This is a genomic window from Nocardia sp. NPDC020380 (assembly GCF_044386975.1).
Classification (GTDB): Bacteria; Actinomycetota; Actinomycetes; order Mycobacteriales; family Mycobacteriaceae; genus Nocardia.
On the sequence record NZ_JBIRVQ010000036.1, the window covers coordinates 1 to 13,389 of the forward strand.

Below are 13,389 nucleotides of genomic sequence, written 5' to 3' on the forward strand. Positions count from 1 at the left end.
TCATCGGTCACGATCGACACGGCCCCGCGACCGGATGCAACCCGGTCCCATGCTCTTGGCAAAACGGTGGTCCCATCACCCTGGCAGGCGACACCCATGGAAGGTCAGGAACGCCTCACCGTGAGCGATCCAGCCCTGATCGCCGGGAAGTACGGTGGGATCGGACCGGCGGGTGGCTGTGACAAAGGCATGGAGCCCGTCGGCGAGTGGACCGGCGAACAGATCGGCCAAGTGGTCTCGGCTGCCGATCAGACCGGCAAGCAGCTCTGCATGAGCTCCGGGAGTGGACAAACTCGTCGTCAGGCCCCGCAGTTGGGCTCGGGCACCGGCCCAGTCGAACAGCGACGGGAACCGCAGCATGGGCCGGGCCAGCTGCCACTCCACCGAAGCGCCGGCACTGATCAGGTCGAAACGCCGCGACTCGAAGGCGATTCCGTCGTTGCTGGATCTGATGTGAGCCCGGTACGGCGGCTCCCCGGCGCGCAGCAGGTCGCGGTTCGGCAGCGGGCGTGTGCCCGGAATTTCGTGATCGACGAGGGTCAATTCCACTTGCCACGAAAGGGATCGGACGTTCCGCAGTTCGGGATCGTCGATCGCCGGTACCGGGGGCAGTGTTTCCATCGTCAACGATCCGTTGTCGTCGCCAACGGTCGCGGACCACTGCGTGGCGTACTGGTCGCGAACGGTATACCGCTGCTTGTGATATCGACTGAAAGGCAGTGAGTCCGGGCTGACAATTTCGAAATCGGCCCGGGCGATCTGCGTCTCCGGCCTGTCGGGATAAGATCCTGCGATCTGCGCCATCACCTCGTCAATCTGCCTGGACACCTCTTCCAGATCGAGCGACGTCGACGTAATCCGGATCTGTCTGCCGAGATCCGCGTTTCGCCGGAACACTCTCTCGACGGCGAGAGCGACCCGTTCGCGCATCGGCGTCTCGGACCACCACTCGTCCGGAACCCACACACCCTCGCCGTAGGTCCTGTCCCACGTCGTGGCAAGCGCGAAATCTGTTGCGCTACTACCCCAAACCATCACCGCAGGCGGCTGGTCGGGTCCGATTTCATACGACGTGTCCAGCCCTATAGCAGTTCGGGAGAAGTCTGTGGGCAGTCGTGAGTCCTCGGAGCCGAAGTTGGTGACGCCCCGGATATCGTTGGGTGGCGCACCGGAAAGCACGGCGTAGATCGCTCGCCGCCGAATCTGTTCATCGATCGCGACGTCATCGGACTCCAGCGGCCGGTCGCGCTGACCCCACGCGGCTGCCGCCGCGACACCTAGGCAGTTGTTCAAACCTGTTGAGGCCACACCGACTGTCAGTGCCGTCGCGACGTCACCGAACTCGTCCATGCTGGTCAGCGGCGACACCGTGCCCAGGTCGAAGAACGGCAGACGAATGCCGCTAAAACAGGAGACAGGACCGATTCAGCCGAGACCGACCGATAGTTCGAGCACCCCGAACTGAGAGTCGTCACGGCGACATCACCCGGGTCGGGATTGCTGGCCGACGGTCCAGCTGGCAGATCTTCACGCAGACGCAAAACGTAGTCCGGGTCGTACTCGCGTATCGCCGCCGCCAGCAACGGCAGCACTGCTCCATCCTCGGAGTAGGGGACAACCACGAAACCCGCGCCGCCCCAGACCTGCGACGCAGCGTGCAGAGCACGCCGGACTGCGGCATGCCATCGTGACCCGCCACCTGGAACCACGAGCGCGACCCGGGGCGCACGCAAACCCATCTGCGCTGTCACCGGCCTGCTGAAGCTACGAGGTTTCGCCACCGGAAAACTATTTCACACCTTCAGGATTCAGATAGACAGCGGCGTGTGAGCTACCACGGTTCCGGGCTCCGCGCGTGGTTCGTCGCCGCGGCCGCTTGACTACTTACGCACTTGGGATGTCTAACTAGCCGCATGTCGCGCTGACTGAAGCGGCCAGCGCGACGCTCGCGAAGATCGAGCGGCCGAGGCGATCTGAGGTTGGCGGAACGTCCTGCATTGCCGCGGACCGCGTCTCGGTAGGGAAGTGTTCGCTCGTGAACTCGACCACCGGTGGTACGGGCTCGCGCTGGCCGGCCGACCTCGGCACGCTGTCGGCCGATACCCACTGCCACTGATCCGATGAGTCGTCAATGGTGCCATCGGATTTGAACTCGACCGGCTTTTCGGCGCCCGGTGCCATCCATCTCCCGATGAACAGGTCTCCGTCGGCCGGAGGCGCGACGACGGTCACGGCAGGCGACGCAGGGCGGGGTGCGGGCGGTCCTGGCGGAGGTACGGCCGGATATAGGCGGTCGGGATCGCAGACCGACACGATCGGCGACGCGGACGCCGACGGCGTGAATCGGTCGGTCTCGCATCCGGTCGTGACGACCGCGGCCAGCGCAACTCCCAGCACTGCGGCGGTGGCGCTGTTCCGCATCGCTCCACGCCCCTCATAGGTCGGCAAGCCTGGGCAGGCATATAGGGGGGCCGCCCAATTGGCAGCGGATACTCGGCAATTTGCTCGCGCCAGCAGGCTCAAGTGTGCATTGTTGCCCACTCCTGTCGAACCTTACTTATCAGAATTTCGTGTAATTGTTGAGTATGAAGTTTTTAAGCATGAGTTCCAGTCCGGAAAGCCGGTCCAGAATTCGGATAGTTCACTCAGGTCGGGTTGCGCTGATCCTATGCTATCGACAAATCCCTCGTGATATATTGCGCGAGCCCCTTTGATTGTGACCTCACGGCTGGGGTGGCATGCGAAGTTCATCGAATATCCCTCTCAATCCACCGTTGGAGAGGATCCAACAATAGTCCGCATCATCACGTGTTCGAACGCCGATTCGTCGGATACTCGGATCTCGGTAACGCCTTCCACGATCAGCAGTCCGATATTTCCCTCGTCTAGTTGGAGTGCGGTGCGCAAATCGATGATGACCCCTACCGTAGCCGCGAGCGGGACGTATCGGAGGTCTGCGATCGAGCATTCCTGAAACATATCCGGCGCGATCAGGGGATCCCATTCCCGCGCAGTCGCTTCCACGCCTCGGCGCCCCCTTTGTAGCAGTGATTCAAGGGATTCCGCAGTCAATGTATAGTCTCCTTGCTATTTCGGCGGAAGCGGTAAGTGTGCCCACGGATCGGCCAGTGCGGGCGTCGGAGGTCAACTGTCAAAGTCGATCAGGTCGTCAACCGCTTTTCTGAGCCAGTCATAGAAGGAGGGATAGGAGTCGCGGTTTTCCCACCCAGGCTCAGCGAAGTCGTGAACGGTGACAATCTCGGACGATCCGTGCTCCCAGCACACGACATCGTCGTTGTCTATGCGTGCCGCGAACGGCACAAGTTGCCGGTCGGGGTAGCGCTCACGCATGCCGTGATATCGCAACTCGAGCACCTTGCCGTGCAGGATGTTCCATGGCTCGAGGTCCAGTAGGCCAAGGTCGACTATCCGGGCGAATTCGTGGGGATAGGTGAACCCTGTGGGCAGGTTTCTCTCGCTCAACAACTCGATCATCGTCAGTTTCCCGTCCATCCCGTAAGAGGCGCGCCCTCGGGATATGTATCTCGAAATCGGGCACTCTGGTTTGCGATACGATTCTCCATGGCCTCGCCCCAAGTCTGGGGAAGATCGCCTTGGCGGGTGAAGCGTATCGCCATCGACTCGGGGATCGGCTCGTCAAAGGCGTGGATTCGCGCCAAGATTGGCGTATCAGTGTATTTTGCGGCCAACACGCGCGTGTTGTCGACCGCGGTAAGTCCGCCGTCGGAGGCCACAACCACATCTATGGGATCGCCGACCCAGCCGCTGCGGACCATGCTTTCGATGATTTCTGCCGCGTCGTTGACCTTGTTCTGGCTGAACCGCACTGTTGATGGGTTGAGTGCGACGATTCCGCTGCCGCCACGCCCACCGAGGGTTGTTCCAGCGTTACCGAGTTGGCTGGTGAGTGTTTCGGTGCCAAGAGCGGTCGTACCACTCTCGAGCAATCCGCGGGCAAGAAGCTCGCTACCGATCAATCGTCCGGCAGTGTAGCCGAGTTCAGCGACACCGGTTACCGCCATAACGGCGTTGAAGACTAGGTCGGCGTTGTCGACGACGTTACCGGCGTCCATCTTGGTGGTGCCGGTGGGCAGGGTAATGCCGTTAATTGTGCTGAAGTTGGTGATCTCGACGCCGGTGTAGTCGAGGTACTGTACGGAGACGAGATTGCCGTTCTTGTCGAAATAGGCGGTGGCCGAGCGTGTTTCACCGGTGTTGTCGCGGAAGAACCATTCCTGGGTGCTGGTGCCGTCGGTAGCGGTGATGATCGGGCCGCGGTGGGTGACGGGGTCGCTGTGCCAGGTGCCGGTGACGGGGTCGTATTGGTTGCCGTAGTTCGCGGTGCCGATGGCGTTGTTGTAGCGGTCGATAGGGACGGCGGTGCCGTCGGGTTCGAGAACGTAGCGGCTGCCATCGTCTTCGGTGATGATGCTGCCCGGGTGGCCGTTGGTGCTACCGCCGACGGTGTTGACCTGGGTGTGGGTGCCGTCGGGGTTGGTGATATCGGTAGTCGGGCCGAGCGCGCCTTGGCGGAAGTCGGCTTCGCTGACGGTGCCGTCGGTGTTGTACTCGGTCACATGGCCCGCACGCCCGCCCGGTTGGAGTTCGACGGTTTCGGCCGGCGTGCTGCTGCCCGGCGCGGTTTCGCGGACGATCAGGCCGCCGGGGTGCTCAGCGCTCGGAGGGTACGCGACCGAGTTGGTTCTGTCGGGGTTTTCGGTCCAGGTGGTTACTCCGCCTTGCCCGTTGGGGACCGAGCGCATATTGGTGATAGTTCCGTCGGAGTTGTTGATGCGCGTATCGACGGTTCCGCCGCTGTCGGGCACCGGAGTGGATAGCGCGGTGGTGACGTTGCCGCGGCCATCGTCGTGGGTAGTGAACACGCTGCCGTCGGTGTGGCTGCTGGAGGTAGTGGTGCCCCCGGCGCCGTCGCTGCTGATGGTGCAGGACGGGATGGTGTCGGGGTCGGCCAGGACCGGGAAGACATTGTCGGGGTCGGGTTCGATGTGTTGGACGATGGTGTCGCCGTCGACGTCGTACCAGGTTCTGACCGGGCGACCGAGTGCGTCGTAGGCCCATGGCGGATTCGTATGCGAGACAATGCTTCCGGCGGAGTCGAGGACATCGACGGAGCCGTCGGGGTTCTTGCGAACTTGCCCGCCCGGCGGAACGTTTTGCGGGAAACGGTATTCGTGCGGTGCGCTCGGGTCGTCCATGAGGATGAAGGTCTGTTGCCCGCCATCCCAGGGCTTGGTGATCGTCAACTGCTGTGACGAACTACCGCGGCGCAGGCGTAGTGCCGGCGCGAGGAACGCGGCGACACCGGCCAGCAGCAAAGGAATCCGTCCATCACTGCCCTTGGACGCCGGGGTCCGTGAGGCGGGAGCGTTCGCGTGTGTGGAGGTTGGTTCCGGTGTCGTAACCGGCGTGGGAGCCAAGGGTTGCGACGGCTCGGGTGCCACGGCGGGTGCGGGTTTGTCGCCGACCGGCGGCGGAGTCGCAGGAACGCCGTCGGGCGGCACCGCCGGTGCCTGCTGTGTTGCAGGGCCCTGATTACCGGGCAGCACCGGGGTTTCGGCTCCGGGGACGGGCACGATCGGCGTGCCGTTGCCGGGCGGCATGGCCGGTGGGGTGAGCGCACCCGCGCCGATGCCGCCACCCGTGCCAGGCTGGGACGGAATACCCGGGGTCTGCGAGGGCAGCGGTGGTGGGGTGGACACGGTCGGCGGGCCACCTGGTGGCACTGGGGGAACGGTCGGGGTGTCGATGCAGGGCCAGCCAGGGTGCATGGCCTGCCACTGTTCACACGGAACGTATCCCTGTGCGGTTGCGGGCGGCGAGCCCAGCAGAACCGCCGAGCCGATCCCGAGACCGGTGGCGGCCATGGCCAGGATGAGCGCGGCATGCCGCGCGGGATCGGCTCTCATCGGCGTTCCCGGCGATTTCTGACCTGTTCGCGCAGGGTGTCGATGGCCCACCAGGTGAGCCGACCTGCGATCGACATGTAGAGGAAGAATGCCAGATAGACCAGGATCGCGCCGTAATCGTCGGCCCAGCCAGGCATTCGGTCAAGGTTTGCGAACGCCACGATCAACAACAGCAGACCCAGGACGAGGCCGCCGAGCGCGACGGCAGTCGGATTCACCGCTTCCGGCGTGGATTCCGCGCGCGGTGACACCGCACTCTGAACAGTAGGGATGGTGTCGGTCATCAGTGGTCGGCCTTCCTGCGAAAACTTGTTAGCGTCGATGGCGAAGGTGCTGGGGCACTGGTGGTTTCTTCACAGCCAGATGGGGTCGCCGTACACCGAGATGTTGTTGTCGGCGGCCGGGGTGGAGATCGCGGCGGTGGCGAAGGACCTGATGGTCACCGGCCCTGCGCAGGCGTCGACTTTGATCTCGACCTGTTCGGCGGTGATCGAAGCTCTCGGCCCGGCAAGGGGTTTGGATCCGAAGGCGATGGTGGCGATCGCGCCGGGTTTGAGGGTGGTGGAGATGTTCGGGGTCACCGCCGCCTGGCCGCCGATCGTCACGCCGGGGAACTGGGAGATCGTGACGGAGGCGTTCGGTCCGATCGAGAACCCCAAACCCAGGGTCAGGCCGTTGGAAACATCTACGGCGCAGCCGATTTGGTAGCCGAGGGTGACGGTGCCGGAGGTGATGGGCTGATTGCCGCCGCCGGTGACCTCGGCGATTGCCTTGAGGCTGACGAATCCTTCCCGGCTGACCGGGGAGCTCGCGAGGTTGGGCCAGCGGTCGAGATTCTCATTGGTCTTGGTCACCGCCAAGGTCCAGCCGTCGTCCGTGACGGTCCGCCGATACTTGTCAGCTACTACATCTGCACCGGCCGAACTGGCCATCCAAACACCTGAGATCAGCGCCGTGGCCAGCAATCCAGCACCGGCGGCCATTGTCGGTCGCATCATTACTACAGGAATCCCCTCCATAATCAGACAACTTCCAGCAAACTTTCTGCTGGGTGGCCAGGCTGGCATGGAGGGCGTCTGCCGTGCTAGGTGAGTGGGGTGCCCATCACTCGAAGCGGCAATTGTGGCGGCAGGCATAACTGCCCGGATCGCAGCCCGAAATATGTTCTGATGCTGCGTGATTCGTGGCATCGTGTGCGATCGAGCGGGCCGAGCAGTGGTGGTTGCGTGTCCAGATCGTTACGGGCGTAGGGAGACTTCGACTGCCGAGCGGGCGAGCCTGACTGACTTTGCTGCTCTGTCTGTTCCTGTTGTCGGCTGGTCGGCTGGCTATCCTGTTCTATAGGTGCTTTGAGCTGGGGTGCTAGCTGACAGCAACCCCCGACGAAACGAACCTGCGACCGGCGACCTGGGGTTTCTCTGGCTCGGTGGTTGGGTACTTGGTGTGGGTACCCGGCCTGACCTAGGGAAAGGTCAAGCCCGGTGAGTGCCCCCGGCAGGAATCGAACCTGCGACCTAGGGATTAGAAGTTCCCACCCTCGAAACGATGTCCTGACCTGCACGAACGCAGCTCAAGCAGGTGGGAAAGCGCAGAATCCCTAGGTGAACCGATCCAGGCTGCCTGCTCTTGAAAAATCTTTACGGCCAATCGCTTTCGCCCACATCATCACACACAGAAAGCCGACGTGCCCGACCGTCGACCCGAACACCCTTGAGGTCAGGCGGGCCGGCCCACCGCGTGGAGTTGGCAAATTGTCCAACTGTCAGTCTCCTGATAGCTTGTCCAGGTTGGTGGTTGGGGCGTCAATGGGGGTTGCTTGCAGCGATGGTGATTCACTACACGAACTTCGGGAACTTCGGTGACGACTGGGAAGACGAGTCGACGCCTGTGCCGCCTCCACGGCGTGCACCGCAGCCACCGCCGATACGCCCCTCAGACAACGTCTCGCAAACATCGCCCCTGCCGGGATCGTCGTCGGTAGCCATGGAAGTAGACAACGGCCTACTTCCTGTCCGACTCCAGTTCGCGAACAACTGGAACTACCAAGTTCAAGCGCACGAGGTGGGGCGTGAGCTCCTGAAGGCATACAACAGCGCTGCGGTTCGCCATCTGACTCACCTGAACGCCACCGCGGGCGGTCGCCTGTCACCGGACTATCCGCATGCACACTTCGTCTCCAGACGGCAACGGATCAGCCTCCTGCTAGAGGCTGAAACATGGGATGAGTACCGCGGACTTCAGGACGAGCTATTCGCGACAGGTCATTACCGGGTGAACGGACAGGCTACGCAAAATGACGAACCGGTCGTCACTATTTCAGGTAGTCGCGAATCAATTCGATCTTTCCGTGTGTGGTCCCAGTGGTGGGGTTGTGCGGATCCCTACGCCATCGAGGCCGAGATAATGGCCTGTGTGGCGAAGATCCGCGCAGCCCAGCCGAAATTCACTCTTAAGCGGGACTGGTCGAATTACACCGACGAACAACTATCCGAATTGAAGCGCGATCATCAGCGCCGACTGATCGAAAGTAGCGTGTACTGACATGGCTCCGGACGGCCAAAGGCTTGTCGTTGATCTGCAGAAAATGCTGGTCGCTCAGCAAAAGTGGCAAGACGCAGGAATCAAGCTGCTCAATGCATCGGTTAAAGCGCAAAATACTGTAAACGTAGATCCCAATCAGGTGGGGTTGTTCCATGAGTTTTTTGGAACTTACAAGCTCGTCCCGCAGTATGCATACGATCGCCTATCTGAAGGCCTAAAGGCATGCGGTGCCATCAGCGCTACACTCAAGTCTGGTCACGATGCGTACCAGCAACAAGACGATGCAAATAGAGACTCGTTCACCGGTTTGAACTAGGATATCTGCGATGGCAACCCAGGATTCACTCGACGGCTATATCAATAAAATCTATGGGATGGAGGCGAAAATCTATTCCGCAGTAAGTGATATTGACCGAGATTTCGCTGGGCTCATGGGCGGCGGGGGAGTGTTGAGCCTACCGTTTCTCGACGGAATTGGCGAAGGCTGGCTCAGATCGAAACGGGACGAAGCCAAGTCCACAGTCAACAAGATGGTCAATGGGGATCCTCAGGACAATAGTCCAGGCTTCAAGCAGTTCGTCGAGGGCATCAAATTGCCGGTCACTCTCATCGATCTGGCAGCTAAGTGGAGATTGATCGAACAGGATGTGATTGACGCGCGGAACCTGGAGAGGGAAGCGGGTCTCGGCGCGTACTGGGAAGGTGGTGGTGAGACCAACTATGAGAATATGCGGACTAACCAGCAGGACCCGGCATATGCCGCTATGGTAGCTTTCTGTGAGAAGGTCGCCGTCGAACTCGAAACTGTCGCACAAAGTGTCGTTCAATTCTATAGCACCCTGAACGATCAGATCTATAAGCTGCTAGAAGCTATCAAAAACTTTCTATCAAACATATTCAGTCTGAAATTCGTCCAAGGTTTTGTGGATTTGGTGGACGATACATGTGGGGCTATAGTCACAACTATATCTGCCATCGTGAGCGCTCTGGCAAGCTTCAAGATCAGCAGTAATCACCTTCAGAGCATGACTGCAGCCCAAGATGGGTTCTCTTCTCTGAACAAGTGGCCAGTGCCTGAAACTAATGTATTTGCTGATTTCTCGGCAGATGATGACGGTTCCCCGTATAGGTGGTCGAGTCTGTGACGAAAATGTGCCGCAATGTCACTCTGCTAATGGTCCCACTGCTGCTGGCGCTGACTGGTTGCGGATCATCTGGCGGGGACGGCAATAGCTCAAAGTCCTCAAGCTATGCACAGGCGAAGCTCTGCAGTGAATTCGCCGATTTCCTGCGAAGTGATCTAGCGTTGGATATCGACGATTCCACTGAAGTCCACTCTGATAAGCCGGTGGGCAAGGGAACCTCCTGCCCAATGAACAGTACTTCGACCGGTCTCGTCGGAACACTGTCTATGCTGCGCACCGGAACGGCAAGTGGTGACCCGTCGAATGACCTAGGCTACGTGTCTCAAAAAGGCTTTGATGAAAAGGTCTGGCTCGCGCCCGATAACCGATTCCGTGTCCAGGTGGGTCCATGGCTCGGAACCATGGAGTTTTACCATCAGGGCGACCTATCGAATGACAAGACCAAGCAATCTATCCAGTTTCTGATCCGAACTACACATGAAGTCAACAACTGATTGATTTTCAGCTTCGTCGGCGATTTTTTGAGCAGTCGGGTAGCTGCATATTGCGTCCGCGGTTGCATTCGACAGTCAAGCCGTTGCCGTTCGATCTCTGGTTTCCTTATTAGGCTCCGCCAACGGCCTAGTTATCGCCGCTCGGAATCCCTGGTATGGAATCGCTGTCCATTATCGCGAATTGTGAATTTGCGCTCCTGCTGTCCGTCGCTTTCTAGGTCCGTCTGTTCTTTCAAAAAGCTCGTTAAACCATTCTATATCGGACAGAGAGGCTGCCTCGTTTATGTCGCCGACGGATCGTCCACCGACATATCGCCGATTCTTGTAAAGAATTCCGAATGTCTTCGCTGGTCCAATCCGATGCAGCCCGACAAGCTGTGGTGCGCCACCTGATGCAGCGTCTTTACCTATAGCAAGCGACTCGCAGAAAGCGCTGAACACTGCTCGACTCGTACCTTTCGCACTACTCAATTCCCAGAGTTGGTGAGTTTTCTTAACCTCACTTGCCCCGCTTCCAGCGATATGAAGTGCTGCAGATGTTGTCGGCATGGGTACTTCCGTGAGTGTCCATTTATTGGTATTCGTTGAGTACGTGAGGATCGACAATAGGAATGTCGATACCAAGCCAGTGCCTGCGCGACTGGCAATTGCTATGCCGACATCCTGACGTTGATTGTTTGGGTAATCTGTCCATAGTGTGCGGATTGCGTGCTCGATAACTCGATGCCCACGTAGACCGGGCGCCTTCGATGCCATGCCACGATCTAATTGGTCTTGTACTAGCGGAAGGGCAAGCGCGGGAAATAGTACGGCACCCCAATAGCCGAATATGAAGGGCTCATTTACGCAAGCGAATGTCTTACGTCCCTGGTTCCATCTCGATGCGCCTGGCATCCAACTGATACGGCTATCGGTCGCTATGTACAACGAAGAAGGACCACGTGAGTCGACTCCCGCCCAAATCGCAACCGATGTCATGACATCACTTTGACACGGTCGATCCGATGCCGCATTCTTACTGGGCAACTCCTGGGGCCGGTTCCATGCCGGTACGAGGTGTCCCTGCGAAGATCCTAGATCTTCGCACCCAGGTCTTGTGGGGGAGGCAGGATCACCGGCCTCCCCCACTTCTCTTGGTTATTCGTACCATCTACCTGCGATGACTTCAGCGTCGATCTGGGGGCCTGCGTCTCGAAGACGCCACCGCAGATTCCACACGAGATTAGCCCGGCCTCGTAGACACTGCGCGAGACGCGGATCTTACGCCCACAATCACACTCGGCAGAGAGCCCGTTGTTGCTGGACTTGCGTCCAGCCCGCCACCCAGGTTCAGGCCGGCGATAGGCCACCAACGCGAACGCAAGTTCGTCCAAGTCATCTTGGTACCGCGTACGCGTGCCGCCAGGCACCGTAGTGATCGACCATCCAATCTTCGGATGTTGGGTCAGTGCGAGACCCAGTTCTTCACCGAGAATGCGATAGCGCTCGTTGTGCCAGCGGCCTTGGCGGCTGGTGTCTTTGACTCCCCGTACCATCGCGACGCCGTGCGCGGCTTCGTGTAGCAGGGTGCCGAGTACGTCTGCGGCCCCACGTTGAAGTCCCTCACCACTCACGAACAACTCGTGAAGCTCGTATTCGCCGCGTATCCATCGGTTCGGTGCGAAGTGCCCGAGCGTCAGGTTGCCGCTGCTGGTCGAGCCAGATCCGACCGTAAGTACTACATCAGGAACGTCGGGATGATGAGATCGGATTGCCGCCCAGGTGTTTTCCAGAGCGGTAACCAGCAATCCAGTGACGGTGTCGGAGTCGGTCATGATCTCTGGGTCCTTCCGAAAGATCTGACACGTACGTGTCAGCCAGTGGCCCAATGGTTTTGACACGTACGTGTCAATGAAGTCAGGTACCTCGGAGAGCGTGGAATCCCTGGGCGCGCGCCGCGCTCGTCGAGGGGCAGGCCTCGCGGCCTGCCCCTCAACGCCTGCCCTTCGTGCCGCAGGATCCACAGATGCGAGCGAACGCGCCAACGCGTGCACGGACGAATTTCGCTGTCCCTCAACGTCGACACCGCGCCTGGCGGTCACGGCGAAATTCGTTCGGGCCGGGCGCGGTCGCGCACATCTGCGGGGGCGGCACGATTACACTGCGGCGCGCGCCCCGAGATTCCCATAGCGGAGCCAGTCGCACCGAGTTACGGACTCGTCACCGGGCTCATCACCTCAATGATTCTCACCGGACTTTTCATGCGTTGCAGCAGGTTCGCACCGGACGTCACGATCGTGCCGGACGTCGGCTTTCACCGGACCGCTGCTCTCTCACCTTCGTCACTTTCCGTTACTACGCAGCCAACTTCACCGGTACTCACCCAACACTACTTACCTTCTCTCTTACTGAATTGTATTGTTACTCATACTTTTTCATCTTCCCGCTCTCTTCTTCTCTCATTGCTTCATGCTCAGAGGACACCAAATACACACTGATGGGGGTATTTGGTGTCCTCTGAGCATGAAGCCCATCACCGCTGTTCAGAGGGCAGAAGGGCGTGCGAAACGCTGGCAAAGCCCGGTACCCCGCACGACCGTCGTTTGTTGATCGCATGCAGAGGTGTGCGGCGTTGTGCCGCAGTCTCGGCGCGCAGAGTACGACTACGTGCGGACTTTCAACGACGAAGGCACCATCGTGTGCTGACGATCGGCATGGGTTGCGCCCCTCGGGATCTTCGGTGCCGCTCGGCATGTCGCATTCATGGTGACGCCGCACGGCCCGGTGCACCGCAACTTGTCGGGTGCCTGTCGCCTCGGGAAGCTGGGTGGGGACGCGCGATTGTATGCGGTGCCGCCCCTCCGCGACCAAGGACGAATTTCCGGGCATCGGTCCGGCAAGTCTGGTGCAGCACGGGTGATCCGGAAACTCGTCCTTGGTCGGAAGCCTCTGCGGCACCGCCGCGGGCAGCATTGCCGGGCAGGCGAGGGCCTGCCCGCCTGGCCCACGCGCCCCACCCACTTTTCGTGAAAAATGGGCTGCACTGTGGCGGTAAGTACCATGCATTCGGGTAGTCGTTGGCGTGAGATTCTTGTATGGGTGCAGTGAATGATGCCCTCGCGGCGTTTCACAAAATCGGGCTACAACACGGCTATCGTCGCCGTCCATGACAACCCTGATAGAAGAGTCGGGCCTTGACCCCGGAAGTTGGACACGGGGTTTGTGATTACGCGGCTTGAGCCATGTTATCGGGTGCGTGAACGGATTCGTAGTCGGCGGGGC

Annotated in this window: 12 protein-coding genes; 4 read left to right on the forward strand and 8 right to left on the reverse strand. The window is 60.1% G+C overall.

The genetic code is table 11. The features are described 5' to 3' along the window. Positions 1-75: 75 nt before the first annotated feature. The 7 genes from ACH438_RS46090 to ACH438_RS46120 all read right to left on the reverse strand — a co-directional run bounded on the left by ACH438_RS46090 (position 76) and on the right by ACH438_RS46120 (position 6,880). Positions 76-1,350, reverse strand: coding sequence for a hypothetical protein (locus tag ACH438_RS46090; protein ID WP_397017666.1), 1,275 nt, complete (start codon positions 1,348-1,350; stop codon positions 76-78). Between the two features lie 555 nt (positions 1,351-1,905). Then, positions 1,906-2,232 carry a hypothetical protein gene (locus tag ACH438_RS46095; protein WP_397017667.1) on the reverse strand — a complete coding sequence of 109 codons (327 nt, stop codon included), beginning with the start codon at positions 2,230-2,232 and terminating at the stop codon, positions 1,906-1,908. 531 nt (positions 2,233-2,763) lie between these two features. Then, on the reverse strand, positions 2,764-3,024 hold the full coding sequence (locus ACH438_RS46100) for a hypothetical protein (RefSeq protein WP_397017668.1): 261 nt from the start codon (positions 3,022-3,024) through the stop codon (positions 2,764-2,766). A gap of 120 nt (positions 3,025-3,144) precedes the next feature. Beyond that, entirely contained in the window at positions 3,145-3,495 is a 351-nt protein-coding gene (locus ACH438_RS46105; protein WP_397017670.1) for a hypothetical protein, read from the reverse strand. A 2-nt stretch (positions 3,496-3,497) separates the two neighbouring features. Continuing rightward, positions 3,498-5,642: a hypothetical protein gene (locus tag ACH438_RS46110; RefSeq protein WP_397017672.1), complete on the reverse strand. Its 2,145-nt coding sequence runs from the start codon at positions 5,640-5,642 to the stop codon at positions 3,498-3,500. Between the two features lie 302 nt (positions 5,643-5,944). Then, positions 5,945-6,232, reverse strand: coding sequence for a hypothetical protein (locus tag ACH438_RS46115; protein ID WP_397017674.1), 288 nt, complete (start codon positions 6,230-6,232; stop codon positions 5,945-5,947). Between the two features lie 69 nt (positions 6,233-6,301). Then, complete coding sequence (locus ACH438_RS46120) at positions 6,302-6,880, reverse strand: MspA family porin (RefSeq protein WP_397017676.1); 579 nt, start codon at positions 6,878-6,880, stop codon at positions 6,302-6,304. Between the two features lie 892 nt (positions 6,881-7,772). On the opposite strand from ACH438_RS46120, the gene ACH438_RS46125 reads away from it, so the two are divergent. Genes ACH438_RS46125 through ACH438_RS46140 form a run of 4 tightly spaced genes read left to right on the forward strand, consistent with a single transcriptional unit; the run spans position 7,773 to position 10,128 of the window. Beyond that, positions 7,773-8,489 carry a hypothetical protein gene (locus tag ACH438_RS46125; RefSeq protein ID WP_397017678.1) on the forward strand — a complete coding sequence of 239 codons (717 nt, stop codon included), beginning with the start codon at positions 7,773-7,775 and terminating at the stop codon, positions 8,487-8,489. A 1-nt stretch (position 8,490) separates the two neighbouring features. After that, positions 8,491-8,805 (forward strand): hypothetical protein, encoded by a 315-nt coding sequence (locus ACH438_RS46130; RefSeq protein WP_397017680.1) that lies wholly within the window; start codon positions 8,491-8,493, stop codon positions 8,803-8,805. Between the two features lie 10 nt (positions 8,806-8,815). Next, complete coding sequence (locus ACH438_RS46135) at positions 8,816-9,634, forward strand: hypothetical protein (RefSeq protein WP_397017682.1); 819 nt, start codon at positions 8,816-8,818, stop codon at positions 9,632-9,634. Between the two features lie 29 nt (positions 9,635-9,663). Then, on the forward strand, positions 9,664-10,128 hold the full coding sequence (locus tag ACH438_RS46140) for a hypothetical protein (RefSeq protein ID WP_397017684.1): 465 nt from the start codon (positions 9,664-9,666) through the stop codon (positions 10,126-10,128). A 1,073-nt stretch (positions 10,129-11,201) separates the two neighbouring features. Here the strand turns inward: ACH438_RS46140 and ACH438_RS46145 are convergent. Then, a complete protein-coding gene (locus ACH438_RS46145; RefSeq protein ID WP_397017685.1) occupies positions 11,202-11,942 on the reverse strand; it encodes a hypothetical protein in 741 nt (246 codons plus the stop codon). Between the last annotated feature and the right edge of the window lie 1,447 nt (positions 11,943-13,389).

Coding starts and splice junctions, on each gene's coding strand:
- ACH438_RS46130 (WP_397017680.1), top strand. CDS start 8,491: ATGGCTCCGGACGGCCAAAGGCTTGTCGTTGATCTGCAGAAAATGCTG.
- ACH438_RS46105 (WP_397017670.1), bottom strand. CDS start 3,495: ATGATCGAGTTGTTGAGCGAGAGAAACCTGCCCACAGGGTTCACCTAT.
- ACH438_RS46110 (WP_397017672.1), bottom strand. CDS start 5,642: ATGCCGCCCGGCAACGGCACGCCGATCGTGCCCGTCCCCGGAGCCGAA.
- ACH438_RS46135 (WP_397017682.1), top strand. CDS start 8,816: ATGGCAACCCAGGATTCACTCGACGGCTATATCAATAAAATCTATGGG.
- ACH438_RS46090 (WP_397017666.1), bottom strand. CDS start 1,350: ATGGACGAGTTCGGTGACGTCGCGACGGCACTGACAGTCGGTGTGGCC.
- ACH438_RS46115 (WP_397017674.1), bottom strand. CDS start 6,232: ATGACCGACACCATCCCTACTGTTCAGAGTGCGGTGTCACCGCGCGCG.
- ACH438_RS46120 (WP_397017676.1), bottom strand. CDS start 6,880: ATGGCCAGTTCGGCCGGTGCAGATGTAGTAGCTGACAAGTATCGGCGG.
- ACH438_RS46145 (WP_397017685.1), bottom strand. CDS start 11,942: ATGACCGACTCCGACACCGTCACTGGATTGCTGGTTACCGCTCTGGAA.
- ACH438_RS46140 (WP_397017684.1), top strand. CDS start 9,664: ATGGTCCCACTGCTGCTGGCGCTGACTGGTTGCGGATCATCTGGCGGG.
- ACH438_RS46125 (WP_397017678.1), top strand. CDS start 7,773: ATGGTGATTCACTACACGAACTTCGGGAACTTCGGTGACGACTGGGAA.